Here is a 24,443-nt window from a genome sequence, read left to right as displayed (position 1 = left end):
GACGCCCCGACCTACCGTTCGGTCATGACTGACGCCGCGTACGAACTCGCCCAGGTCAACATCGCGCGCCTGAGATTCCCGCTGGACTCCCCGGAGTTGAAGGACTTCGTCGACAGCCTCGACCCGGTCAACGCCGACGCCGACACGGCGGACGGCTTCGTGTGGCGGCTGCAGAGCGAGGGCGGTGACGCCACCGACATCGCCGTCTTCGGCGACGAGTGGCTGATCGTCAACATGTCGGTGTGGCGGGACTCGGACGCCCTGACGGCGTTCATGTACCAGGGCCGGCACCGGGAGATGCTGGCCCGGCGCCGGGAATGGTTCGAGCGGGTCCAGGAAGCCATGGCGACGCTGTGGTGGGTGCCGGCGGGGCACCGTCCGACGGTCGCCGAGGCCGAGGCCCGGCTGCTGCACCTGCGGGCCCACGGCCCGACGCCGTACGCCTTCACGCTGCGCACGTCGTTCCCGGCGCAGCACGCGGACCCGGTCCTCGGCGACGCGCCCGGGCGGGGCGTCACCGCCGACGACCTTCGGTGCCCGGTGTAGCTCAGACCGGCTTGAGGAGTTCGGTGCGGGCCTGGAGCGCGGTCTTCGCGGCGGCCTCCAGGTCGACCTTCTGCGGGTCCTGCGTCATGGTCTCGGCGGTGATCTCGGCGACGGAGGCGCCGGTGTTGTCGTCGACCCAGCCGCACATCGGCACGGTCAGCGTGGTGCCCATCTGCACCTGGGTGAGCACCTCGCAGGTCACCGTGATGCCGGAGTTGTCGGGGTGGAAGTCCTTCGGGGGCACGACGACCTTGGCCTCGCCCTCGCCGGCGCCCTTCATCATGTTGCCGCGGGCCTGGTCGGGGTGCTTGAACCGCCCGTACATGCCGGAGACCACCAGGGTGCCCTTGGTCTGGTCGCCGCCGAGGGCGTACTGGCCGACGACGGCGTGGGTGTCCTTGGCGTCCCAGGAGCCGTCGGCCTCGTCCTCGATCTTCTTGCCCTCGGAGCCGGACAGGTCCTGGCTGAGGGTGTAACGCCCGTTCAGCAGGGTCTTGGACAGCACCAGCTTGTTCTTGGCCTCGGGGAAACCGCCGCCCTTGGAGCCGACCAGCGCGAGCGCGGCCACGACCACCACGATCAGGGCGACGGCACCGCCGACGATGCCGATGACGAGCCCGCGCCGCTTCTTGGGCGGCGGCGGCGCGCCCCAGCCGTGCGGCTGCGGCGGGTAGGGGCCGGGCGGCTGCTGGCCGTAGGCGGCCCCGTAGGGCGGCTGTCCGCCGGGGGCCGGCGGCTGCCCGTACGGCGCCTGGGGCTGCTGCGCGCCGTATGGGTTCTGGCCGTAGGGCCCCTGCCCGTAGGGACTTTGAGGCTGCTGACCGTAAGGATTCTCGGGAGGCGTGGACACGCCGAAACCGTACTCCACGCGGGTGAGCCGTCAGGCCCCGACCACCCCCGCCCCTCCCCTTTCCCCTTCTCCTCCCGGTTCCCCTTCCCCTTCCAGGATCGCCGCGCTCACCTCGGCGACGCGTTCCTTCTCCTCCGCCGCGAAGCGCTCGGCGTCGAGCCGCTCGGCTATCTCCTCGTCCTGGTTCATCAGCAGGTCCAGGTCGGAGTCGCCCAGTTCCAGGACGCCGAGGTCGACGTAGGCCTGCTGCAGTCGCTTGCCCCACAGCCCGATGTCCTTCACGCACGGCACGATCCGGCTGAACAGCAGCTTGCGGAAGAGCCGCAGAAACTCGGAGTTCTCGCTGAGCTGCTCGGCCTCGGCCTTGGGGATGCCGAAGTTCTCCAGCACCTCGGTCCCGCGCAGCCGGTCCCGCATCAGGTAACAGCCCTCGATGACGAACTCCTCGCGCTCGCGCAGTTCGGCGTCGGTGAGCTGCCGGTAGTAGTCGCGCAGGGCCATCCGCCCGAAGGCGACGTGCCGTGCCTCGTCCTGCATGACGTAGGCGAGGATCTGCTTGGGCAGCGGCTTGTTCGTCGTGTCCCGGATCATGCCGAAGGCGGCCAGCGCCAGTCCCTCGATCAGCACCTGCATGCCGAGATACGGCATGTCCCACCGGCTGTCCCGCAGTGTGTCCCCGAGCAGCGACTGCAAGTTGTCGTTGACCGGATAGACCAGCCCGATCTTCTCGTGCAGGAAACGGCCGTAGATCTCGGCATGCCGGGCCTCGTCCATGGTCTGGGTCGCGGAATAGAACTTCGCGTCCATGTCCGGCGCCGACTCCACTATGCGCGCCGCGCAGATCATGGCGCCCTGCTCGCCGTGCAGGAACTGGCTGAACTGCCAGGAGGCGTAGTGCCGGCGCAGCTCATTGCGGTCCCGGTCGGACATCTTGTCCCAGTACCGGCTTCCGTACACGGACATGGCCTCGTCCGGCGTCCCCAGCGGGTCGTAGGGATCCACCTCGAGATCCCAGTCGATGCGCTTGGCCCCGTCCCACTGCTTGTCCTTGCCCTTCTGGTACAGGGCGAGCAGGCGGTCGCGGCCGTCGTCGTACTCCCAGCTGAAGCGGGCCGCGCCGGAGGCGGGCACCTCCCAGTGCGGGGCGCCCGGATCGTCGGCGTACAGGTCGAAGGTCGGCATGAACGGCAGGCTCACACGGGGTGGGCGCGGGGTCAACGAGTTCCTCGGCACACCGAGGAAGCGAGTTGCTGCACGGGGATTGACGGGCTTGCTGACAAGCAGTCTTATAAGAGGAGTGACCGGCGGGTAACTCCGCCCTGCCCCCCGCACGACGAGGTGGATCAGCCATGACGACGACCCTGACGGAAGCCGAGGCGCTCGACGGCCTGCGCGATGCGCTCGGCCTGCTCAAGGACCGCGAACAGGTGGCCGAACGCCTCCTCGCCTCCTCCGCGAAGCACTCCTTCGACCCGGACAAGGAGCTGGACTGGGACGCGCCCTTCGAGGAGGGCAAGTGGTTCTGGCCGCCGGAGCTGGTGTCGCTCTACGACACACCGCTGTGGAAGCGGATGAGCGAGGAGCAGCGGATCGCGCTCTCCCAGCACGAGGCCGCGGCGCTGGCCTCGCTCGGCATCTGGTTCGAACTGATCCTGATGCAGCTGCTCGTCCGCCACATCTACGACAAGGCGGCGACGAGCGCGCACGTGCGCTACGCCCTCACCGAGATCGAGGACGAGTGCCGGCACTCGAAGATGTTCGCCCGGGTGATCTCCCGGGGCGGCACGCCGTGGTACCCGGTCAGCCGGGTGCACCAGAACCTGGGCCGCGTGTTCAAGACGATCTCGACGACCCCGGGGTCCTTCACGGCGACGCTGCTCGGCGAGGAGGTGCTGGACTGGATGCAGCGGCTGACCTTCCCGGACGAGCGGGTCCAGCCGCTGATCCGGGGCGTGACGCGGATCCACGTCGTGGAAGAGGCGCGCCACGTCCGCTATGCCCGCGAGGAGCTGCGCCGGCAGATGCTGACGGCGCCGAAGTGGTCGCAGGAGTTCACGCGGGTCACCTCCGGTGAGTTCGCCCGGGTCTTCTCCATCGCCTTCATCAACCCCGACGTCTACACGAACGTCGGCCTGGACAAGCGGGAGGCGATGGCCCAGGTCAAGGCCAGCGGGCACCGCCGCGAGGTGATGCAGACCGGCGCCAAGCGCCTGACGGACTTCCTGGACGACATCGGTGTCCTCCGAGGAGTGGGCCGCCGCCTTTGGAAATCCTCGGGCCTCCTGGCGTAGGGCCTCCGGCGCGGGCTGGGCTACGCGCCCGGCGTTCACGGCGCCCCGTTGGGCTGCGCGCCTGGCGTTTACTTGTGCCGCTCCTTCGGTCGGCCGGGGGTGGGTGCGCTCGCCGGCGCTTGCCGGTGCCGCTGCGCCCACCCGTGCCGCCCCAGCGGCACGACTGCCCGCAGCTCCGGCGATAGGGCAACCGCCGCTGCGCGCGCCACCGCGTCGGTGCACCCGCCCTCGGCGGGGAGGGGACGGGGTGGGGGGTGTCCGCCCGCAGCGGCCGGCACCGGGACACGGTGCCCGCGTCGGGAACGGGTGGCCGGACCGAGGACGGACACCCCCCACCCCGGCCCCGACTCAGAAACCGGCCGGAGGCGAGGACCGCAACCAGCCACCGGACGGTGACGGGCCGCCGCAGGCACAAAAAGGGGCGCGAGGAACTGCGCGACCAGCCACAACGCACCCACAGCAGACAACGCACCCACCCCCACCCACCCGCGGACGCGACTACGCTGCGAAGCATGACCCCCTCCGCCACCCCCGCCTACCGCCGCCTCAGCGTCGAGGAACGCCGCAGTCAGCTGCTCACCGCCGCCCTGTCGCTGTTCGCGCACCGGGCCCCGGAGGAGGTGTCCTTGGACGACGTGGCAGAGGCCGCCGGAGTCTCCCGCCCCCTGGTCTACCGCTACTTCCCCGGCGGCAAGCAGCAGCTCTACGAGGCAGCCCTGCGCTCCGCCGCCGACCAGCTCCAGCTCTGCTTCGACGAACCGCGCACCGGCCCCCTCCTCACCCGTCTCTCCCGCGCCCTCGACCGCTACCTCGCCTTCGTCGACGAGCACGACGCCGGCTTCAGCGCGCTCCTCCAGGGCGGCAGCGTCGTGGAGACCTCCCGCACCACCGCCATAGTGGACGGAGTCCGCCGCGCCGCCGCCGACCACATCTACCGCCACCTCGCCGTCCGCGCCCCCGGCCCCCGCCTGCGCATGACCGTCCGCATGTGGATCACCGCAGTCGAGGCGGCCTCCCTCATGTGGCTGGACGACGACAAGCAGCCCCCCGCGGCCGAGCTGCGCGACTGGCTCGTGGAGCAGTTCGTCGCCGCGCTCGGCGTGACCGCGGGACGCGACCCGCAGACCGCGGACGTGCTCGCCGCGCTCTCCGGGGATGTCTGAGACTGGTGGCGTGAAGAGCGAAGACACCCCCTTCGAGGGCGGCCCCATGGACGGCCGGGTCCTCCCCGTGCTCGTCGGCCCGACCGGCCACCCCCCGAAGACGTACCGCATCCCGGTCCCGGACGCCGCCGGCGGCCCGCCCACCGTGCTGGTCTACCGCCGGGTCCCGCGCGGCCACAGCAAGCGCCTGAACCTCGTCCAGGGCTGGAAGTACACCTTCGACCCGGCGGGCGACACCGGCACCGGCCGCCCGCGCTGGCACTGGTCGAAACCGGCCCCCGGCCCCCACCGCACTCAGGCCACCACACCGGACACCACACCGGACGCCACGCGAGACACCACACCCGACGCAACGCCAGACACCACGCCGGACGGCAAACCGCACGACCCGGACGAGTGACACCCTTGCGCCGGTCCGCGCACCCCCGCGCGCGCACCTCGCGGACCGGTCCCAAGCTCACGGTGCGGAGCAGAGGGGCTGCCCCGCACCGGAGGTGATGACGTGTCAGGAAAGCTGCTGCGTCTCGTCGGTACGACGATGGCGGCGGCGCAACTAGCGCTCGCGCCCACGCATGCCGCAGCCGTACCCGACCCCCAGCCACAACCACCCGCGGACGCACAACAACAACAACAACCCACGGACGCACCCGCGGACACACCCCAGGACGCATCCCCAGACGCACCCTCGGACGCAGCCACCGACGCGCCCACCGACGCCCCGAAGTCCCTGCCCGCCCTCCTGACGCAGCTTCAGACGCTGTACCAGCAGGCGGAGCAGGCCACCGAGGCCTACAACGCCACACAGGAGGCGCTGAGGAAGAAGCGCGCCGAGGTGGCACGGCTGGACGCCGAGCTGGCCGAGGCCCGGCTGTCCCTGCACAACGGCCGCGGCGCCGCCGGCCGGCTCGCCCGGCAGCAGTACCAGAACAGCAGCGACCTCTCCCCGTACCTGCGCCTGCTGCTCGCGTCCGACCCCGAGCACGCCCTCGACGAGGGCCATGTGATCGGCCGGCTCGCGCGCGAGCGAGCGCAGACCATCGGCCGCCTCACCGGCAGCGAACGCAAGGCCGCGGACCTCGCCCGCCGCGCCCGTACCGCCCTCGACGAGCAGCTGACGCTCACCGAACGGCAGAAGAAGCAGCGCGACGACGTACGCCGCCGGCTGTCCGACGTCGAGAGGCTCCTGGCCTCGCTCACCGCCGAGCAGCTGAGCGCCCTGACGGCGCTGGAGCGCACCGGTGCCGCGCAGGCGCAGCGCAGCCTGGTCGCGTCCGGCGCGCTGGACGGCGACGACAAGCCGTCGTCCACCGGGGGCGAGCGCGCCGTCCGGTACGCCGAGCGGCAGATCGGCAAGCCGTACGCGTGGGGTGCCGAGGGCCCGGCGTCGTACGACTGCTCCGGCCTGACCTCGCAGGCCTGGCAGGCGGCCGGTACGACGATCCCGCGCACCAGCCAGGAGCAGTGGGCGCGGCTGCGGCACGTTCCGCTGCGCGCGCTGCGCCCCGGGGATCTGGTGGTCTACTTCCCGCAGGCCACGCATGTGGCGCTGTACGTGGGCGGCGGCAAGGTGGTCGAGGCACCGCGCACCGGCGAGAAGATCAAACTCTCCCCGATCGCGGCCCACCCGATCCTGGGAGCGGTACGCCCGGACCCGAAGACCCCGGCCCGCCCGCTCCCCGCACCCCCGGCCCACCCGCTCCCGAAGGAGCAGACACCCCCGGCCCCGAAGAACCCGGCACCCCCGGCTCCGACGAGCCCGGCACCGGCACCCCTCGTGCTCCAGGAAAAGCCGATCGCCCTCTAGCCGAGCCCGTCAGCCCGTCGGCCCGTCGGCCGGTCCGCCCGTCAGCGACCCGAGGTACGCGGCCGTCTTCTCCGGCTCGGAGAAGTAAACCGACGGCCCCGCAAGGCTTCTACCAGCGGTTTCCACCGAACTGATCAGCCTTCGCGGGGCCGTGGGCCGTCTGTGGGCCGTCAGACTGGACGTTGTGCCTTGGCGTAGACCGTGGCGATTGCCGTACGGGTTCGCTCCTGGCTGCTCGGCATGAGGTGGGCGTAGATCCGTAGCGTCAGGGCGGCGTTGCTGTGCCCGAGGTACTCGCTCACCGCCTTGATGCTCTCACCGCCGTCCAGGAGAGCGGACGCGTAGAAGTGCCTCAGCGCGTGCATGCCGTGCTCGCGGGCCGCCGCGTAGCCAGCCGCCTTGGTCTTCGGCGCGGGGATGACGCCGGCCGCGACGAGCGCAGGCTTCCACGCTTCCTCGTTCAGGGATGTGCGCCACACGTGGTTGCCCCCAGGCGCCATGAAGATGAGCTGCCGGGTCACCTTCGGCCCGTCCGGTGTCTTCCAGGGCAGCGTGATCTCAACCGGCGGGAACTGCTTCATGTGGGCCCTGAGCGCATCGGCGACGGGACCGGGAAGCGGTACGTCCCTGGTCTTGCCGCCCTTGGGCAGCGCGAACACGGGCTTGCTCCGGCTGAGCTTGAGCTGCTGCACCACGTGCAGCGTGTCGGACTCGAAGTCGATGGCATCCACGGCGATTCCCAGGATCTCCCCCTGGCGCATGCCGCAACCCGCGCCCAGGTCGACCATGGCTCGGTACCGTTCCGGCATCGCTGCCTGTACGGCGAACACTCGCTCAGCCGACCAGGGCACCACGCGCTTCGGCTCAAGCGCCGGCGGCTTCACGGATCGAGCGGAGACCGGGTTGCGGCTCAGGTATCCATCATCAACAGCAGCGCTCAGGGCCGCTCGCACGTTGGCATAGATGATCCGCCCGTATGAGCCCGGCACCCTAGATTCGAGAGCCGCTACCCACTCTCGGATGTGCTCCGGCTTGAACGATCCGAGCGGGCGGGTCCCGATGTACGGGAAGGCATGGAGCCGCAGTTGCGAGTTCATGGACTCGATCGTGTTCGGGTCAGCTCCGAGTGTCGTGAGCCACTTCTCGGTGTACTCCTGGAAGGTCACCTTGGCCGCACCCGGGTCGACGTAGTGACCGGTCGCCATGTCCGCTGCGGTGCGGTCCAGCCACCGTTCAGCCTCCCGCTTCTTGCGGTCGGGGAAGCTCTTGGACTTCTCAGTGCCGTCGGGGCCGACGTATCGAGCCCGGTAGCGCATGCCAGTGCCGTAACGCTCGGTCTTGACCCGCACCGGTTTGCCATCCGGCCCGGTCTCGGTCTTGTACCAGCGGTCCTGAATGTGGCCGGCCATCAGGCAGCCTCCCCAAGCTGGGAGTCCACCCAGGCCCGCACGTCGCACGGGTCGAAGCGCAGGTGCCGGCCAACGCGGAAGCCTCGGGGACCAGTGTGCTTGCGGCGCCACTGGTAGACCGTCTCAACACTGGGCAGCTCGAACATCTCGACCAGGTCCTCAGGAGTCAGGAACCGGTTCGGCAGCTCTGAGGCCATGGTCAGCAGTTCCTTTCGTCGGAGAGCAGGTTCGGCAGTTCCTCGCGGGCGATCTCGCGGTTGTGCTCGATGTCGCGGCGGATGTTGGCGGCGAGCCAGGACTCGCCGGGGGTGTGACCGTGGCCGGCGTAGGTCCAGTGGGCGAGGGTCAGGGTCGTTGCCTCCTGGTCGTCGGGGTCGGGCAGGCCGAGGGCTTCGCGTTGCTGTGCGGCGCGGTAGTCGGCGCGGACCTGGCGCAGGGCGCCGAGGGTGGTGGAGTAGCGGCGGGACTTGGTGGAGAAGTGGCCGCGGAAGCCGAGCATGTGGGCCCAGTCGCGGAGCTTGCGGTCGGGGTAGAGCGGGTGTAGGTCGAGGCAGGCGGCGATGAGCCGGGCCGGGTGGTCGGGGACGCCGAGGAGGGCCAGGGCCTCTTTGTTGCCGATGCGGCGGTCGACGGTGCCGGTGGTCTCGGCGGCCTTGGTGGCGTACTTGGCGACGTAGGACGCGACGGCCTGTTCGGTGATGTCCTGGCCGTCGCCGAAGGCCTTGATCGGGCGGACGTCGAGCTGTGTGCCCCAGCGCAGCGTGCGGGCAGGCGCGGTCCTTGCCGGTTGATCGGGGTCCGGCTGATACCGAGCCGGAGGCACGTCGACCGCAACGCGGGCGGCGGCGGCGCGGATGGCGTCGGTGAGCAGGTCGAGGGTGGCCCAGGCCGGGGGCGGGGTGTCGGGTCCCTCGGGGCCGTCGAAGCGGATCACGGCGTGGAAGTGGACCGCTCCGCGCTTCTGATACTCGGCGACCTTGCCGAACGAGACCCGGGACTGCTCGTGGGCCGCCTTCTGGGTGAGGCCGGCGCGGCGGGCAATCTCGCGGCGCAGGTAGATCGTGAAGTAGCGCCACAGGTCGGAGGCGTGGTTGTTCCACAGCACCGCACCCGCGTAGTCGTACGCGTCGGGGTCGAGCGGGGTGCCCAGCTCGGGGGCGTCTTCGGCGTGGCGGGTGCCGCAGGCGCAGGGCCGGTTGCCGGGCCGGTTGTGGACCGGGCCGAAGGAGGGGGCGGTGAGGGTGGCGAAGACCCGCGGGTGATCACGGATGGTGTCGGGGGTGCCCTTGGCGGGGTCGCCGACGAGGCCGGCGCGGATGAGGTGGTAGGTATCGCCCGCGTAGGTCCAGGCGCAGGCGGGGCAGCGGGAGGCACGCCGGTTGCCGCACGCGATGCGGAGCCGTCCACCAGGCTCGGTGTCGGTGGAGTAGCGGTGCAGGACGTGCCGGGTCTGGGCGTCGCGGACGACGACGGAGCCTTGCAGGTGAATGGGGTGGGAGCAGCCGCCGGTGCGGCGAATCTGGTCCTGGATGCGGTCGAAGCCGTCAGACCCGGCCAGCCTCAGTACGTCGGCGAGGGTGGCCGGGTCCAGGCCCGCCATGGTGGCGGTGTCGGTCAATTGGTCACCTCCCGGCGCGGGCAACCGTTGCGGCGGCGAGCTGGTGGCCGGTGCCCTTGCAGCTGGGGCAGGTGACGCGGAGGGTGGCGCGGGTGCCATCCGGGTGGCGGGTGCCGGTGGTGATGGCGGCGGCGGCGAAGCCGTCGCAGTCGCGGCAGATCCGCCGGTTCAAGGTGTGCTGGGGCATGATGGGGCTCCCTTTTCGGATCCGTTGGGTTCGGAAGGGGTTCAGGCGCCCGGAGCGGACGAAGTTTGGCGACCGAGGCCGCTCCGGGGGCCGCTCAGCGTGTGTTGCGCCTGCCATGGCCCTTGGCCGCGTACATCGCAGCGTCGGCGGCGGATAGAGCGTCGGTGAGAGTCGGCACCGGTAGATGGGCGCGGTGGCAGTGGCCGACCGAGGCCGCCACGGGCAGGACGTGCCCGTTGTGTGTCACCGGCTGGTCCAGGGCGAGCTGGAGCGCGTGGAGGCCGGGGGTACGGTCGGGGGCGGTGACGATGGCGGCGAATTCGTCTCCACCGAGGCGGGCGGCGATGCCGTGGCGGCCGCACCAGTCGGCGACGCGGCGGGCGGTCGCGGTCAGTGCGGTGTCGCCGGCGGCGTGGCCGTGGGTGTCGTTGATGGCCTTGAAGTCGTCCAGGTCGACCAGGACCACGAGGGCGTTCGGGTGCTTGGCCATCAGGTGTTCGGCGCGGGTGGTCCATCCGGCGCGGGTGTGCAGGCCGGTGAGCGGGTCGCGGCGCGCGGTCGAGAGGCGGCGGGTGAGCAGTCCGCCGTGCAGGGCCCAGCCCAGGGCCGGTAACCCAGCGGCTATGACGTGGGTGTCCATGCTGGTCACCGCCCCCTCTGCAGGTCCTTGACGAGCAGGCGGAGGACGACGGCGACCACGGCGACGGATACGCCGGTGATGGCGACCGCGAGGAGCATGGAGACCAGGACCGCGCCGACGACCAGGACGACGGCACCACCGCCGGCGGCGAAGGCGAGCGCGCTGCCCGGGGTGAGCTGCACCGTGGGCCGGTTCGACACCGCAGCCGGAACGGCCGGGGCCGGGACGGCGGGCGCCGGGGTGGGGGTGTGCGGCGCGGGGTCGGCCGTGGGCGGGGCGGTGTCCTGGGGCGGGTATTTCGGGGTGAGCACGGTGGTTCTCCCTTCAGGTCACTTGTGGAGGGCGGTGCCGATGACGGGGCTGAGAAAGCTGTCGGCGACGAGGTAGCCGCCGAGGAGGAGCACGATCACGAGCCACCAGGGCGGGCGGATGAGCTTGATGCCGAGGTAGCCGACGACGAGGAGGGCGAGCCAGAGCGGGACGTCCATGCGGTCTCTCCTATGCCTTGCAGCGGTGGGTGCGGGCGGCGAGTTCGGCGGCGGAGCGGTCGGGGTAGTCGGCGGAGAAGCCGCAGCCGGGGGCGGTGCAGGCGGCGGTGTGCTTGTCGCGGCCCCGGCCGTCGTAGTAGGTGGCGACCTGAACGGGGCCGATGCGGATGCGGTCGCGGAAGTTGCGGTACACGGCCACGAGCGATGTCCCTTCCGGGGTTAGGCGAGTTGGAGTTGGGCGGCGATGGCGTCGACCATCGGCGCGGGCAGGCCGAGCCGGGCCGACAGCGCGTCGGCGGGCATCGGAGAGCCGGTGGACGCCTGGTGCGCGTCGGCGAGCTTCCGGGCGTGGTCCAGCAGCGCGGCCGGGACCTGAGGAGCGGCAGGCGCAGGCTCGGGAGCGGCCGACGCAGGCCGGGCCGGAGTCAGCTGGGGAACCTCCGGGGCCGGGTCCGGAGCCGGGGTCGGTTCCGGGGTGTCGGCGCGGTCCATGGCGACTTCTGGCACAGCCGGTTCGTCGTCGACAGGCTGTACAGGCACGGCCGGTGTATGGACGAGGAGCGTTCCGCCGAGGAAGGCCAGTGCCGGCCACCCGGCGACGAGGATGCGCAGCCAGGCCGGAATCTGGTCCAGGTTGAGCAGCCCGGCAGTGGCGACGTTCGCGCCGAGTGAGGCCGCCAGGGCGATGACGAACCAGGTCCAGGCCGAACGGTCACGGCGGGCCGTGCGCAGCCGACGCCAGGCGGCGACCAACAGCAGGTCGACCGAGACCGGGTAGGCCCAGGCCTTCCAGCCGGACTGGCCCGCGGCTGCGGCGAGGTCGTGGAGGTGGGCGAAGGACAGAGCTCCTGCGATGACGGCCTGGACGAGCACGGCGTCAGGGCGAATCGAGCGAGGCATGACACCTCCCTTCGGGCGTCAGTCGGTGACCGGGCGGGGCTTGGCCAGCGACGGGCCGGGCGCCGGCGTCTCGGCGGGCACGAACGGGCGGAAGGGCTCCAGCGCGGGGAAGTCCGGGGCCAGGTGGGCGAACTCCCGGCAGACGGCGACCACTTCATCCCGGGCGGTGTGCGGGGTGCGGATCTTTGACCAGCCGCCCGTGGAGTCCGCCGCCACGGCGGTACCGGGGCGCTCCATCGGGATCAGGCTGGCGACCGGGACCGCGTCCGGGACGACGTCGCTGAGGCCCATCTCGGCGGTTTGCTTGTCGTTGACCCGGTGCACCACGCGGCCGGTGAGCTGGGCGCGAAGCATGGTGGCGCCCTTGCCCAGCTCGGAGCCGAAGCGCTGAGCGCAGATCTCCAGGTAGATGCCGACTGCGCGGGCCATCTGCGCCAGCCGGATCAGCGCGGTGACGATCCGCTCCCGGCGTTCCTCGTCCTTGCGCGAGGAGATCAGGAACAGCTCGGCCACCTCGTCGACCAGGACGACGACGGGCACCGGCCGCACCGCGTCAGGCAGGTCCCAGATGTCGGAGGCACCGTGCAGGCTCAGCAGGTCGAAACGGTCTTCCATCTCCGCCACCAGCACGTCCAGCAGCGACGCGGCATCGTCCGGGGTGGTGACCAGCGCCGAGAGGCGGGGTGCGAAGGCGGACTGTTCCACCCCGCGCTTGCAGTCGATCCCGACCAGCGCGACCGGAAGCTGAGCCAGGCCCTTGATCAGGTTGCGCTGGTACATCGACTTGCCCGAGTGGTTCGCGCCGAGGGTGAGCGCCATGGGCGCCTTGCGGTAGTCCCGCTCGAATGCGGTCCCGTCCTCCCGCAGCGCGACCGGCACCACCATGTCGCGCGGCCGTGCCGTGCGCGGCATCCTCACCCGGCCGAGCACGTCATAGCCGGTCATGCGCAGCTCGACGTATCCGGGCCGGGTCTCCACCACGGTCACTGAGTGCACGCCCCAGGCGTGACGCAGCCGCTCGGACGACGCCTTCACGTCCGCCGGTTCGAGGCCGGCGGGCAGGCGCAGGGTGACCCGCAAGCCGGTTGACGTGACCCGGACCCGGCGGATCTTCGGCGGGACCGGCTGCACCTCCCGGCGAGCGACGTTCCGGGTGAAGAACGCCCGCAGGCCGGACGGCTGAACCGTCAGCCCGCACACGTCCATCGTGGAGCGGTACGAGAAGGTAAATCGGCTCCAGGTGAGCGGTGCCCCGACCAGCGACCAGTAGACCCGCGGGGCGCGGACCTTGGCATAGCCGAGCCCACCGGCACCGGCTAAGGCTCCCGTGGTTTCCAACCACGTCGTCACGTCGGCCATGTCAGGCCGCCGGGGTGATCGCGACCGCGCGGAACGAGATCCCGTGCCGCTTCTGGCCGTTGAACTCGTTCTCCCAGTCCCGCGCCTTCAGTCCGATCACCTTGACCGGCATGCCCGGCGCCAGACCCTCCGGGTAGCCCGTCTCCGGGATGGTCACCTGGTACAGGTTGCCCTCGCCCTCGTCGGAAACCAGCAGGCCCACGGTCGACAGCGGCGCCCCGGTCTCCCGGTCCATCGCCCGCTCACCGGTCTTGGCGTTCGCCAGCTTCGGCACCGGAGCGGTGGCCACGAACACGACGGCAGTCTGAAGGTCGATCTTGAAGGACGGCATTGCGTCTCCTAGTCATGTCGGATGACTCCTGTCGTACTTAGTACGTCAGGTCGGGTTCGGTTTCGAGAGTGCACTTGTCATGCCAAGTGTGTCAAGTAGCTTCTCGACTCGACCGCCCCTGTGTGGTGCACTTGGTACGACAACCACGGAGAGGGGCTATGGCCGAGTTCACGGGACGGGCGGCATACCTACAGATCGCTGACGGGCTGAAAGAGCAGATCCGTTCAGGGAAGACTCCTCCAGGGGAGAAGCTCCCTTCCGAGGCTGAGCTGATGTCTCAGCACGGTGTGTCTCGTACCGTGGCCCGCCAGGCGATCTCCCGGCTTCGCGAGGACGGGTATGCGATCTCCCACCAGGGGAAGGGAAGCTTCGCCTCGCTGCCCAGCAAGGACCACCCCGTGAAGCGCAGCCCGGAGTTCGAGCAGATCACGGAGTACCTGTCGGAGGTTCGCCAGGACGTGCGCCGTCTCGCCGAGCGGATGGACCAGTTGGAAGAGCTGGTTCGTCAGCAAGCCCAAGAGCGGTGACGAGCCCGTCAGCACGACGCGCCAGCTGCCCCACCTCGCTGGCCAGCGACTCCATCTGATCCACAAGTTCCCGCCGTTCTTCCGGGGTCAGCCCCATCACGGCCCCCTCGTTGCACTTCCGTCTGACAGCTCCATGAACTGCCAGCAACGCTAGATCCGGTCCGATCCACCACCCCGGAAAATCTCTCCGGGGTCGCGCGAAGGAACGGGGAGACGCTGTTCCCATGCGAGGAATGACAACGAACCTGACGATCGGTGAGCGCGTCGCCTGGTACCGCCGCCGGCGCGGCATGTCCCAGGAAGTGCTGGCCGGACTCGTCGGTCGGACCGTGGACTGGTTGAGCAAGGCCGAGAACAACCGGCTGGAGCTGGACCGGCTGTCGGTGATCAAGTCGCTGGCCGACGCCCTGGACGTGACGCTCGGGGATCTCCTCGCCGAGCCGACGCTGATGGACTGGACGGCGGACAGTGGCACGCGAACCGTTCCGGCCCTGCGTTCCGCGCTGATGAACTACCGGCAGCTCACCCCGCTGCTTGGCGTCCCAACCGAGGGAGAAGCGACGCCGCTGGACGAGCTGAAGAACAGCGTGGCGGAGGTATGGAGCGCCTACCAAGATTCGCGGTACGGGTTCGCGACCCGCCGCCTGCCCCTTGTGCTCGCCGACGCCTTGATCGCCGCCCAGGCCTACGACGGGCGGGACCGTGAGCGGGCGCATGAGCTGATGGCGATGACCTACCAGGGCGCGGCCATGGTGTTGACCAAGGTCGGGGAAACGGACCTTGCGTGGATCGCGGCAGACCGCGGGCTCGCCGCAGCCCAGCAGTCCGACAACGCGGCGGTGACTGGCTCGCTCTTCCGATCTGTGGCCCACTGCCTTCTGTCGAACGGCCGGTTCGACGCCGCGGTGCAGCTCGTCAGCGACGCTGCGGACTACCTTCGGCCCGGCCTCCGGGACGCCGGCCCCGAGTTCCTGTCTATCTACGGAACACTGTTTCTCGCCGGATCGATGGCGGCCGCGCGCGCGGACGACCGGGCGACGACCCGCGCATTCCTCGCCGAAGCTGATCATGCAGCACAGCAGCTCGGGCACGATGCGAATCACATGTGGACCGCGTTCGGCCCGACCAACGTCGCTATTCACCGGGTGGCCACGGCGGCTGAGCTGGGGGACATGCAGGTCGCCGTAGACCTCGGCCCGCAGATCGACACCCAGAATCTGCCCACTGAGCGGCGGACGCGGCACAACCTCGAAGTGGCCCGCGCCCTCAGTGCTCACAACCGGATGGACGACTCTCTGTCCTTGATCCTCGAAGCCGAGCAATGGGCACCGGAGCAGGTACGAAGCCACTACATGGCCCGCGAGCTGGTGCTGATGTGGGTGCGGAACCAGCGCGGCCGGCCGAGCCGGACTCTTGCGGAGCTGGCCGACCGCCTGCACGTCGTGTGAGCTGGGTACGCTCGGCCCCATGGCACCGAGCGAGCATGAAGCAAAGATGGCGCATCCGCGTATGGCCGCGGGTGCGCTTTTCTTTGACCCCCACGGCCGAGTGCTGATGGTCGAGCCCACCTACAAGGACTACTGGGACGTGCCGGGCGGCTACGTGGAAGTAGGGGAATCACCGTTGCAGGCCGCCGTTCGCGAGGTGTGGGAGGAGCTGGGGATCTCCGTTTCGCTGGGGCGGCTGCTGGCGGTCGACTGGGCGCCCAACGACGCGGAGGGCGACAAGGTCCTGTACCTGTTCGACGGCGGGCAGCTCGCACCGGAACTGATCGACCAGGTCAAGCTGGGGGCCGACGAGCTTCGCGCCTTCCACTTCGTATCTCTGGCGGACATCGAGAAGCGGACGATTCCCCGACTAGCCCGCCGTATCCGGAGCGCCGCTCAAGCTCGCGAAGAGGCTGCACCCATCTACCTCGAGCACGGCGAAGTCCCCGCGACGCCGGCGGCCTAGCCGTTTCCGGACTCCGGGCCAGCAAGCTGTTACAGGTTTCTCTACCTCATCAAGGCACCCGGCTGCGCTCCGCTCCGCCGGGCGCGCTTCCCGGCTCCGCTGCGGGCGCCGCTCCTGCCTCCGGCCCGCTCCGCCCGCGCTGCGCCGACGCGCGCCCACGTGTGGATAGGGCCTACGGCCATGGGTCGATCACCGCATGCGCGGTCCAGGTCAGAACAATGCCTCCGGCGGGGGATCGGCCGGCACCGGGATGGAGGGGGCGCCGTCGCCGACTGCGGCTCCGTTGTGGCGTGCGCGGGGAGCTCCCATCCCGTCCACCGTCGACCCAGGCAGAGCCGAGCAGACGCGGCCCATGGCGTCCAGGTCGTTCGTACAGTGGCGCGCTCCACCTGGACGCCATGGACCACGCCCGCTCCACGGTGTGTGGGTCGACGGCGGACGGGATGGGAGCTGGGGAGGGTGGTGGGCTGAGCTAACGGCAAGGCACCAGGCTCATCCGACCTTCGAAACGAAGGCCCCCGCAACAGATCACCTCGGCCCCGCCTTCGCCGAACTTGGCGCCGACACCCTGCCCACTACATCAAGTAATCAGTACTGCGGGGTGAGCGGCCTCTTTTTGAACGCAGGTTACGCGCGTAGGTTCACCGACCCACGGGAGACTTCCATCACAGCAGCACGGGACGCAGACAGTGACCTAGGCCGCCTTGGCACGCCGTGACGTGACATCGAGCAGCGACATCGCCACGGAATCAAGGGCTCCGGCAGACGTGAGAGGCACGGAGTGTCTGCCGAAAGGATGACTCTCTGTCAGGAGAGTCCCGTAACCTGAACGTCACATGGCCGCCTTCGAAGTGAAGGCGGCCAGGACAGCTCACGTGCGGGTGGAGCCGCCGAGAGCCCGGAGTTCAAGGGAGTTCAACCTTGTCCAACGTGGACCCTACCGTGCCACCAGCAAGAGGTAACCCTCAGGGCAGCCTTTTCGACAGACTCATGCTCCTGGATCACAACGGCCAGGAGTGTTGGTCAGCTCGCGACCTTCACGCGCCCATGGGCTACGAGAGATGGGAACGTTTCGAGGTGGCTATCAATCGGGCCATCGCCGCAGCCGAGAACAGCGGGCTCAACCCGCTTGATCACTTCCGGGGCGCCTCGAAAGCTATCAACGGCGGCCGGTGGGGCAGACAGACGGTTTCTGACTACCGTCTCACCCGCTACGCCTGCTACTTGATCGCCATGAACGGTGACCCGCGCAAGCCTGAGATCGCGTCGGCGCAGACGTACTTCGCCGTTAGGACTCGGGAAGCGGAGGCTACGCAACAGTCTGCCGACGTCTCCAACCCGGAAGGCGTCCTGGCGCTCGCCGAAAGGTACCTCGAAGCCGCACGCGAACTGGTCTACACGAAGAAGGAACTCGCGATCGCTGCGCCGAAGGCCGGCAAGTGGGATGCCTTCTGCGACTCTGACGGGCTCATAGACATGGCTGCTGCGGCGAAGGCTCTAAGCAAGTTCACAGGCGGCCTCGGGCGCACGAAGTTCATGGAGTTGCTGCGCCGCGACGACATCCGCTTTCTGCAACGCCAGAACCCGCGCGTGCCGTACGAGTGTCACACCAAGGCTGGCCGAGCCGAGGTGAAATTCGTACCCACGCCCAACGGTCGCTGGGTGGAGCAGACCTTCTTCACACCGAAGGGCCTGGACTGGCTCACGGACCGGCTCGGAGGCTCCATGCTACCGGCGGCATGACCAACCCACTGGACCCGTGCACAGTGTGCGCGGGTCCAGCCTGAATGTGCTTGACCTCACACACTGGCTGCCTGGCGGAGTATTGGCAGCATCAACTGCGCTAGGCTTCCGCGCAGTTGCCGTGAGGCAACGCGAACCAGCCGTGCCGCGCGTCCCCTACCAAGTTCGGCGCTTCACGGCTGCGACGTGGTTCGGAGACTGCATGGAGGTCAACTTGCCAGAAGAACCCCAGGAACAACCCACCGTGCCGCGTAATGCATTGCATAGCAATGCCTTACCGGGAGGCTACCGGAGTTATGTCGGACGACACAACCGCAGTGAGTGGAGGAGGCCGAGCAATGTGGTGGCGTTGATCACCGCTGTGGCAGCACTAGTGACAGCGTGCACGCCACTGATCATCAGGCTTCTCTAACGTGCCCCTCCCCCGCCCGAACAGACGGCACAAGCGGCGTGGCTCAACTCCGGCCCTGAAACCGCAAGTCACTCCCTCACCAGGCCAACCGCCACCGCGTGCACTGTCTGCCAACCTAGGACGGCCCCAGTTCGTCCGGGGCCGTCTCTGGGCCGTGCGAGGGTGGCCGACGTCGACCGGTAACGACAGTCGACGACGGCCGGAGCCCAGGCCAGAGGGCCGTCAGGCTCCAGAGATCGAGGCCAGGTACGCGGCCGTCTTCTCCGGCTCGTAGAAGAAGTTCTCGAAGTCGGCCGGGTCGTTGAACGCGTTCGCGAAGCGGTCGGCCGCCGGCTGGAGCTGGCCCGCCGCGCCGATGAGGTTCAGCACGTGCTCCGGCGGCGGCGCCAGCATCGCGTTGGTCCACTTCACGACGTGCTGCGCGGTCTGCCAGTAGCGGTCGAACGCCTGCTGCATGAAGTCCTCGTCGAACGGCTTGTCGCCGTGCTCGAGGATCGCCGCCAGGTAGGCGGCCGCGCACTTGGACGCCGAGTTGGAGCCCTGCCCGGTGATCGGGTCGTTGGCGACGACCACGTCGGCGACGCCGAGCACCGCGCCGCCACCGGGCAGGTGCCCGATCGGCTTGCGCACGGTCGGCGCGTAGCGGCCGGCCAGTGTGCCGCCCGCGTCGGTCAGCTCGACCTTCGTGGCCCGCGCGTACTCCCAGGGCGTGTACCGCTCCATGAGTTCCAGGGTCAGGGAGAGGTGCTCCGCCGGGTCCTTGACGCCCTTGAAGACGTCGAGCGGGCCGCCGGGTATGCCTTCCCAGAACAGGATGTCGGCGCGGCCGGAGGTGGTGTACGTCGGCATGATGAACAGCTCGCCGACGCCGGGCACCAGGTTGCAGCGGACCGCGTCGATGTCCGGGTGTTCCGGGCGCGGGCCGAGGCCGTGCACGTACGCGACCGCCAGCGCGCGCTGGGGCTCGCTGTACGGGGAGCGGGAGGCGTCCCGCTCGAACATCGACACCAGTTCGCCCTTGCCGGCGGAGACCAGGACGAGGTCGTAGGCGCGGGAGAAGTAGTCGAGGTCGGAGACCGCCGCGCCGTGGATGACGAGCTGGCCGCCGCGCTGCGCGAACGTCTCCATCCAGCCGGCCATCTTCACCCGCTGGTCCACCGACTGCGCGAATCCGTCGAGCCGGCCGACCCAGTCGATGGCGCGGGCCGCCGGGCCCTCGTCCCACGAGCCGGGGGCCGCCACCGAGACGCCGAGTCCTTCGATCTTCGGGGCCTGGGACTCCCAGAAGTTCAGCTGCAGGTCACGCTCGTGCTGGAGTGCCGTGTGGAACATGCACTGCGTCGACATGACCCGGCCGGAGCGGATCTCGTCCGCGGTCCGGTTCGACATCAGGGTGACCTCGTAGCCGTGCGCCTGCAGGCCGAGGGCGAGCTGGAGGCCGGACTGTCCGGCCCCTACGACGAGTATCTTCCGCATGCGGGGACGTCTCTCCTAGATGGACTTCTCGGGTCGGGGTGGACCCGTCGGTACCGGTGGGACTACTCGGGGGTTTCCTCGAGCGCGTGGGCCACGAGGGCGAGGAGCGTCTCGATGACCGAGATCCGGCGCCGCGCGTCCATGATCATGACAGGTATGTGCGGAGGAATCGTGAGGGCCTCGCGCACGTCCTCGGGCTCGAACCGCTCGGTGCCGTCGAAGTGGTTGACCGCGACGACGTACGGCAGCCCGCAGCTCTCGAAGTAGTCCAGCGCCGGGAAACAGTCCTTCAGCCGCCGGGTGTCGGCCAGCACGACGGCGCCGATCGCGCCGCGCACCAGGTCGTCCCACATGAACCAGAACCGCTGCTGCCCCGGCGTGCCGAACAGGTACAGCACCAGGTCGTCGTCGAGCGTGATCCGGCCGAAGTCCATGGCCACGGTGGTGGTCAGCTTGCCCGGTGTGGCCGTGAGGTCGTCGGTCTCCTGGCTCGCCTCGGTCATCAGCGCCTCGGTCTGCAGAGGTGTGATCTCCGAGACGGAGGTGACCAGCGTGGTCTTGCCGACGCCGAAGCCGCCCGCCACCACGATCTTCGTGGCGATGGGGGCACGGGTGCGGTCCGTCTGCCAGGACTTCAGCTCCTCGTCGGGCTCGGCGGCGCGGGCCGCCTCGGCGAACGGGGAGACGCCACGAGCGGCGTCAGAGACGACGGAGTCCACTCAGCACCCTTTCCAGCAGTGCGCGCTCCGGCCGGCCCGTGCCGTGGCCGGTGCCCGTTCCGTACACGCGGATCTTTCCCTGGTCCGCGAGGTCGCTCAGCAGGACGCGGACCACACCGAGCGGCATCTTCAGCAGCGCGGCGATCTCGGCCACCGTGCGCATACGGCGGCACAGTTCGACGATGGCCCGCATCTCCGGCATCACGCGGGTGGCGAGCGTACCCCCCGTCAGCTCCTTGCGCTCCTCCGGGGCGTCCAGCGCGGCCACGAACGTCTCGACGAGCAGGACGTGACCGAAGCGGGTGCGGCCGCCGGTGAGCGAGTAGGGGCGCACGCGGGCCGGTTTGCGGTCGCCGCCGCGCACCGGCAGCTGCGTCTTGGCGGCGTGGGACATGCTGCTCATCGCTCACTCCCGGTCGAGGAGGACTCCAGGGATTTGCGCAGTTCGCTGCGGAGTTCGGGGGTCAGCACGTGTCCGGCGCGGCCGACGAAGAGGGCCATGTGGTACGCCACGACGCTCATGTCGCACTCCGCCGAGCCGTGTACGCCGAGCAGCGAGCCGTCGCTGATCGACATCACGAACAGGCTGCCCTCCTCCATGGCGACCATCGTGTGCTTGACCGCGCCGCCGTCCATCAGCTTGGCCGCGCCGATGGTGAGGCTGCCGATGCCGGAGACGATGGTGGCGAGGTCGGCGGCGGAACCGCGGGGGCCGGCGGACCGGGTCGTCCGCCGGGCCTGCCGGGCCTCGACGTTGCGCTCCTGGTCGGAGGAGAGCAGCAGCAGGCCGTCGGAGGAGACCACGGCGACCGAGAGGATGCCGGGGACCTCCTCGACGAGGTTGCTCAACAGCCAGTGCAGGTTGCGGGCTTCACTGCTCAGACCGAAGGTACTGGGCGCGGTCAACTGCTTGCCTCCTCGACTGTGCCCCCCGTGGCGTCTGGTGTAGGTCGTCGCTCCGCGGGCTGCGCCGCGGGTGTCCTGGTCTGCCCGGTCTGCTCGGCGATCTCCGCCTGGGCGTCGCGGTAGCCGGCGGTGGCACCCTGGCGGAAGCCGCCGAGCCGCCTGCGCAGGGCTTCGGCGTCCACGGACTTGGTGCGGGGGCGCTCCGACTGGGCGGGGGCGGTGATCTTGGGGGTGCGCTTGGGCAGGCCCTTCGCGGTGTACTGGTCTTCCTCGTCCGCGATGCGCTCGTGTTCCGCCTCCGCCTCGCCCACTGCCTCGGCCTCGGCCTCGGGGGCCGGCGTGGGCTCGGACACGGGCTCCGGCGCGGGCTCGGGAGCGTTTTCGTCCGTCTTCGGGGACGGGATCAGCAGCTCCATCGTCATCTCGGCCGGGGACTCCACCGGCGGCGCGGGGTGCGCCACGGGCCTCTCGGCCGGCGTCGGCTCCGCGGGCTGCTCCGGCGCCTGTCCGTCGGCGGGCGCCGGCTGCCGGGCGGTGTCCTGCCCGGGCTCGCGCTCGTCGGCCTGCGCCTGCCCCTGCTCCCGTACCGCCTTCTCCGCCACCGCCTTCTCGGCCACCGCCTTCTCCGCGAGCGCGACCAGAAGGTCGCCGTCGCCGGTGCGGCCGTGGAGGACGTTGGAGTTGGCCTCGGCGTCGGCGCCCGGCAGGGAGAACGTCTGGGTGGTGCTCGCGGTGTGCGCGGGCGGAGCGACCGCGGCCGGCGGGGCGGCGGCCAGCAGCGCCTGCGGCAGGACGACGACCGCGGCCGTACCGCCCTGCTTCTGCTCGCGCAGCCGCACCCGCACGCCGTGCCGGTGGGCGAGGCGGGCCACGACGTAGAGGCCGAGGCCGAGGCCCTCCTCGCCCTCCTGGTCGTACGGCGTGTTCGGGTCGAAGGCGGTGAGGCGGGCGTTGAGCCGCTCCATCCGCTCGTCCGTCATGCCGATGCCCTCGTCCTGGACGGAGAGCATGACCTCGCCGCTCTCCAGCAGCCAGCCGGAGACCTCGACGGGCACGTCGGGCGGGGAGAACGCAGTGGCGTTCTCCATGAGTTCGGCCAGCAGGTGGGAGAGGTCGTCGGCGGCGAACCCGGCGACGTGCGCGTGCGGCGGGAGGGCCGCGATGCGGACGCGCTCGTAGCGCTCGATCTCGCTGACGGCGGCGCGGACGACGTCGACCAGCGGGACCGGGCCCGCGTGCTGCTGGACGTGCTCGGTGCCGGCGAGGACGAGGAGGTTCTCGCTGTGCCGGCGCATGACCGTGGCGAAGTGGTCGAGCTTGAACAGGGTGGCCAGGCGGTCGGGGTCCTGCTCGCGCTCCTCCAGGCCCTCGATGACGGCGAGCTGACGCTCGACCAGGCCGAGGGTGCGCAGGGCGAGGTTGACGAAGGTGGAGCCGATGCTGGTGCGCAGCCGGTCCAGCTGGGCGGCGGACTCGGCGAGTTCGGCGCGCAGTTCCTCGCGGGCGTCGGCCATCTTCTGCCGCTGGCCGACCAGGTGCTTGCGGTCGGACTCCAGGGTGGCGACGCGTTCGGCGAGGGCGGCGGCGTGCGCGTGCAGGGCGTTGACGGAGCGGACGACCTGGGCGAACTCGTCGTTGCGGCCGGTGAACGTCACCGGTTCCTGCGTGGCCGGGTCCTCGGCCTCGGCCAGCCGGGCGGAGCCGCGCCGCAGCACCGACAGGGGGCGGGTGAGGCTGCGGGCCATGGCGGTGGCGATGCCGACGGCGAGCAGGATCAGCGCACCGAGGATCGCGATGCGGATCTCCAGCGCGGTGACGTCGTCGTCGCGCAGCTGTTCCAGGGCCTTGGTGCGGTGCTCGTAGAGCGCTGACTCCGCGCCGCGCATCAGCTCGATCCGCGCGGACAGGGCCGCGTCGAGCTTGCGCGTGCTGGTGTCGAGCTCGCTGTCGTCCAGGGCGGGCTGGTCGGTGAGGCGGGCGAGGTACTTCTCGGCGGTGGTGGTCTCCGGTCCGGTGACGGTGGAGTCGTACGACGTCACCGCCTGCCGGGGCGCCGTCTCGTGGAAGCCGGCGAGGGCGGCGTCGGAGCGCAGCCGGGCCTGCTGGGCGGCGGCGGTGAGCGCGTCGCGCTGCTTGGCGGCGGACGAGGAGGAGTCCGAGCCGGTCTCGGGCAGGCCGGTGACCGGGTCGATGGTGTTCTGGGTGCCGCCGGGGACGTTCAGCGCGGCGAGCAGCAGGCCGCGGGTGGCGGCGGCCTGCTGGACGGCGGAGTCCAGCTCGGCGAGGGCGTAGGCACCGGAACCCGCGCGCGGCGGGCTCTGCTGGGCGAGCTGCTCGGTGAGCCGGTGCAGCTCGGTGATCGCGGCCGAGTACGCCTGGTGGGCCTCGAGGGCGCCGCTCTGCCCGGTCAGCGCGGCCCGGCGGACGGCTGCGATGCCGTCGAGGTCGGTGCGCAGGGCGGCGGGCAGGTCGGTGTCGGCGCGCAGTTCCGCGACCTGCCGGTCGACGCGGGCGCTGCGCTGCTCGTCGGGCGCCTTGGACTTGGGCCGGCCGGCGGCGACGTACGAGGTGACGTCGTCGCGTTCGTCGGCGAGGGCGTGGGCAAGGGTCAGCGCCTGCTGGGTCTGCCCGGCGAGGGTGACCAGGTCCTGGGTGTCCTTCAGCTGCCCGGAGGCGGCGATGACGGACGGGGCGCCGGCGCCCGCGATGGCGGCTGCCACCACCGCGACGGCGACGATCAGCCGATTGCGGACGTGGGTGGGGCGGCCCTTGCCGACGACGGGGGGCTGCGCGCCCCCTTCGGGGGCCGACTGCCTGCCTGTGCGCCGAGGCCGCATCTTCTGCACCGGTGCTCGCATTCCTGTACTCGTGTAGCCATGGGACCGGATGACACCCCGTCAATCGGCGCGTACGTCCGGTACGGTTCCCGACCCTCCCAGTGCCGGTGGGCAGCGGGCGGGCATCACCTGCCCCGCCACCCGAAGGAGTGAACATCGGGGATGAGTTGGCGGGCAAGTTCCTCTGGCGCGTGCAGCGCCCTTGCGCGGCGGGCCGGTTGGACGTCGGCGGCGCGCTTTGGCAGGATTCGCCGCCACGCCTCGGCGGAGTGAAGCATTCCACC

The 24,443-nt window shown here is 70.4% G+C and carries 27 protein-coding genes; 9 read left to right on the top strand and 18 right to left on the bottom strand.

The annotated features are described in order from the left end of the window. Positions 1-24: 24 nt before the first annotated feature. Positions 25-546, top strand: a complete 522-nt coding sequence (locus ACZ64A_RS14800; RefSeq protein WP_469810585.1) for a DUF3291 domain-containing protein — start codon at positions 25-27, stop codon at positions 544-546. 1 nt (position 547) lies between these two features. Here ACZ64A_RS14800 and ACZ64A_RS14795 read toward each other — a convergent pair whose 3' ends face one another. Both ACZ64A_RS14795 and ACZ64A_RS14790 read right to left on the bottom strand, forming a co-directional pair. Continuing rightward, on the bottom strand, positions 548-1,396 hold the full coding sequence (locus ACZ64A_RS14795) for a hypothetical protein (RefSeq protein ID WP_469810584.1): 849 nt from the start codon (positions 1,394-1,396) through the stop codon (positions 548-550). A 30-nt stretch (positions 1,397-1,426) separates the two neighbouring features. Then, on the bottom strand, positions 1,427-2,578 hold the full coding sequence (locus ACZ64A_RS14790) for a ferritin-like domain-containing protein (RefSeq protein WP_469810583.1): 1,152 nt from the start codon (positions 2,576-2,578) through the stop codon (positions 1,427-1,429). Between the two features lie 167 nt (positions 2,579-2,745). Here ACZ64A_RS14790 and ACZ64A_RS14785 point away from each other — a divergent pair, with 167 nt between their 5' ends. From ACZ64A_RS14785 to ACZ64A_RS14770, 4 genes are all read left to right on the top strand, one after another. Beyond that, entirely contained in the window at positions 2,746-3,687 is a 942-nt protein-coding gene (locus ACZ64A_RS14785; protein WP_361631660.1) for an AurF N-oxygenase family protein, read from the top strand. A gap of 512 nt (positions 3,688-4,199) precedes the next feature. Further along, positions 4,200-4,850, top strand: coding sequence for a TetR/AcrR family transcriptional regulator (locus tag ACZ64A_RS14780; RefSeq protein ID WP_469810581.1), 651 nt, complete (start codon positions 4,200-4,202; stop codon positions 4,848-4,850). Between the two features lie 10 nt (positions 4,851-4,860). Then, the gene (locus tag ACZ64A_RS14775; RefSeq protein WP_469810580.1) at positions 4,861-5,250 is read left to right on the top strand and encodes a hypothetical protein; all 390 of its coding nucleotides are present in this window, start codon (positions 4,861-4,863) and stop codon (positions 5,248-5,250) included. Positions 5,251-5,352: 102 nt separating this feature from the next. Next, complete coding sequence (locus ACZ64A_RS14770; protein ID WP_469810578.1) at positions 5,353-6,654, top strand: C40 family peptidase; 1,302 nt, start codon at positions 5,353-5,355, stop codon at positions 6,652-6,654. A 170-nt stretch (positions 6,655-6,824) separates the two neighbouring features. Here the strand turns inward: ACZ64A_RS14770 and ACZ64A_RS14765 are convergent, their stop codons facing one another. From ACZ64A_RS14765 to ACZ64A_RS14715, 11 genes are all read right to left on the bottom strand, one after another. Then, on the bottom strand, positions 6,825-8,063 hold the full coding sequence (locus ACZ64A_RS14765; protein WP_469810577.1) for a tyrosine-type recombinase/integrase: 1,239 nt from the start codon (positions 8,061-8,063) through the stop codon (positions 6,825-6,827). Then, the gene (locus ACZ64A_RS14760; RefSeq protein WP_469810575.1) at positions 8,063-8,260 is read right to left on the bottom strand and encodes a helix-turn-helix transcriptional regulator; all 198 of its coding nucleotides are present in this window, start codon (positions 8,258-8,260) and stop codon (positions 8,063-8,065) included. The genes ACZ64A_RS14765 and ACZ64A_RS14760 overlap by 1 nt, the downstream gene beginning before the upstream one ends. Before the next feature lie 2 nt (positions 8,261-8,262). Further along, positions 8,263-9,681 (bottom strand): replication initiator protein RepSA, encoded by a 1,419-nt coding sequence (repSA, locus tag ACZ64A_RS14755; RefSeq protein WP_469810574.1) that lies wholly within the window; start codon positions 9,679-9,681, stop codon positions 8,263-8,265. A 4-nt stretch (positions 9,682-9,685) separates the two neighbouring features. Then, positions 9,686-9,868 (bottom strand): hypothetical protein, encoded by a 183-nt coding sequence (locus ACZ64A_RS14750; protein ID WP_384212259.1) that lies wholly within the window; start codon positions 9,866-9,868, stop codon positions 9,686-9,688. A 94-nt stretch (positions 9,869-9,962) separates the two neighbouring features. Further along, positions 9,963-10,508 carry a GGDEF domain-containing protein gene (locus ACZ64A_RS14745; RefSeq protein WP_469810573.1) on the bottom strand — a complete coding sequence of 182 codons (546 nt, stop codon included), beginning with the start codon at positions 10,506-10,508 and terminating at the stop codon, positions 9,963-9,965. Between the two features lie 5 nt (positions 10,509-10,513). Further along, the gene (locus tag ACZ64A_RS14740; protein WP_469810571.1) at positions 10,514-10,819 is read right to left on the bottom strand and encodes a SpdD protein; all 306 of its coding nucleotides are present in this window, start codon (positions 10,817-10,819) and stop codon (positions 10,514-10,516) included. A gap of 18 nt (positions 10,820-10,837) precedes the next feature. Then, the gene (locus tag ACZ64A_RS14735) at positions 10,838-10,996 is read right to left on the bottom strand and encodes a hypothetical protein (protein WP_384212266.1); all 159 of its coding nucleotides are present in this window, start codon (positions 10,994-10,996) and stop codon (positions 10,838-10,840) included. 10 nt (positions 10,997-11,006) lie between these two features. Beyond that, positions 11,007-11,195 (bottom strand): mobile element transfer protein, encoded by a 189-nt coding sequence (locus tag ACZ64A_RS14730; protein WP_392383061.1) that lies wholly within the window; start codon positions 11,193-11,195, stop codon positions 11,007-11,009. Between the two features lie 20 nt (positions 11,196-11,215). Continuing rightward, positions 11,216-11,896, bottom strand: a complete 681-nt coding sequence (locus ACZ64A_RS14725) for a DUF2637 domain-containing protein (protein ID WP_469810570.1) — start codon at positions 11,894-11,896, stop codon at positions 11,216-11,218. Between the two features lie 18 nt (positions 11,897-11,914). Next, on the bottom strand, positions 11,915-13,255 hold the full coding sequence (locus tag ACZ64A_RS14720; RefSeq protein ID WP_469810569.1) for an FtsK/SpoIIIE domain-containing protein: 1,341 nt from the start codon (positions 13,253-13,255) through the stop codon (positions 11,915-11,917). Between the two features lies 1 nt (position 13,256). Further along, complete coding sequence (locus tag ACZ64A_RS14715; protein ID WP_189479687.1) at positions 13,257-13,586, bottom strand: SCO3933 family regulatory protein; 330 nt, start codon at positions 13,584-13,586, stop codon at positions 13,257-13,259. 158 nt (positions 13,587-13,744) lie between these two features. Here ACZ64A_RS14715 and ACZ64A_RS14710 point away from each other — a divergent pair, with 158 nt between their 5' ends. The 4 genes from ACZ64A_RS14710 to ACZ64A_RS14695 all read left to right on the top strand — a co-directional run bounded on the left by ACZ64A_RS14710 (position 13,745) and on the right by ACZ64A_RS14695 (position 17,809). After that, positions 13,745-14,113, top strand: a complete 369-nt coding sequence (locus ACZ64A_RS14710) for a GntR family transcriptional regulator (protein WP_384212274.1) — start codon at positions 13,745-13,747, stop codon at positions 14,111-14,113. Between the two features lie 233 nt (positions 14,114-14,346). Further along, on the top strand, positions 14,347-15,561 hold the full coding sequence (locus tag ACZ64A_RS14705) for a helix-turn-helix domain-containing protein (protein ID WP_469810568.1): 1,215 nt from the start codon (positions 14,347-14,349) through the stop codon (positions 15,559-15,561). Between the two features lie 19 nt (positions 15,562-15,580). Beyond that, the gene (locus ACZ64A_RS14700) at positions 15,581-16,066 is read left to right on the top strand and encodes an NUDIX domain-containing protein (protein ID WP_391828269.1); all 486 of its coding nucleotides are present in this window, start codon (positions 15,581-15,583) and stop codon (positions 16,064-16,066) included. A 1,047-nt stretch (positions 16,067-17,113) separates the two neighbouring features. Next, positions 17,114-17,809 carry a phage antirepressor KilAC domain-containing protein gene (locus ACZ64A_RS14695; RefSeq protein ID WP_469810567.1) on the top strand — a complete coding sequence of 232 codons (696 nt, stop codon included), beginning with the start codon at positions 17,114-17,116 and terminating at the stop codon, positions 17,807-17,809. A 634-nt stretch (positions 17,810-18,443) separates the two neighbouring features. Here the strand turns inward: ACZ64A_RS14695 and ACZ64A_RS14690 are convergent. The 5 genes from ACZ64A_RS14690 to ACZ64A_RS14670 form a co-directional block, all read right to left on the bottom strand. Then, positions 18,444-19,697 carry a styrene monooxygenase/indole monooxygenase family protein gene (locus tag ACZ64A_RS14690; protein WP_469810566.1) on the bottom strand — a complete coding sequence of 418 codons (1,254 nt, stop codon included), beginning with the start codon at positions 19,695-19,697 and terminating at the stop codon, positions 18,444-18,446. Positions 19,698-19,759: 62 nt separating this feature from the next. After that, positions 19,760-20,416 carry a GTP-binding protein gene (locus ACZ64A_RS14685; protein ID WP_469810564.1) on the bottom strand — a complete coding sequence of 219 codons (657 nt, stop codon included), beginning with the start codon at positions 20,414-20,416 and terminating at the stop codon, positions 19,760-19,762. After that, entirely contained in the window at positions 20,397-20,819 is a 423-nt protein-coding gene (locus ACZ64A_RS14680; RefSeq protein ID WP_469810563.1) for a DUF742 domain-containing protein, read from the bottom strand. Before ACZ64A_RS14680 ends, ACZ64A_RS14685 begins: the two co-directional genes overlap by 20 nt. After that, positions 20,816-21,322 carry a roadblock/LC7 domain-containing protein gene (locus ACZ64A_RS14675; protein WP_469810562.1) on the bottom strand — a complete coding sequence of 169 codons (507 nt, stop codon included), beginning with the start codon at positions 21,320-21,322 and terminating at the stop codon, positions 20,816-20,818. Before ACZ64A_RS14675 ends, ACZ64A_RS14680 begins: the two co-directional genes overlap by 4 nt. Then, positions 21,319-24,159, bottom strand: a complete 2,841-nt coding sequence (locus ACZ64A_RS14670) for a nitrate- and nitrite sensing domain-containing protein (RefSeq protein ID WP_469810829.1) — start codon at positions 24,157-24,159, stop codon at positions 21,319-21,321. Before ACZ64A_RS14670 ends, ACZ64A_RS14675 begins: the two co-directional genes overlap by 4 nt. Between the last annotated feature and the right edge of the window lie 284 nt (positions 24,160-24,443).

This window comes from Streptomyces sp. NPDC104814 (genome assembly GCF_055583185.1).
The sequence above is the reverse complement of the archived record's forward strand: the minus strand, read 5'-3'. Positions and strand labels throughout refer to the sequence as shown.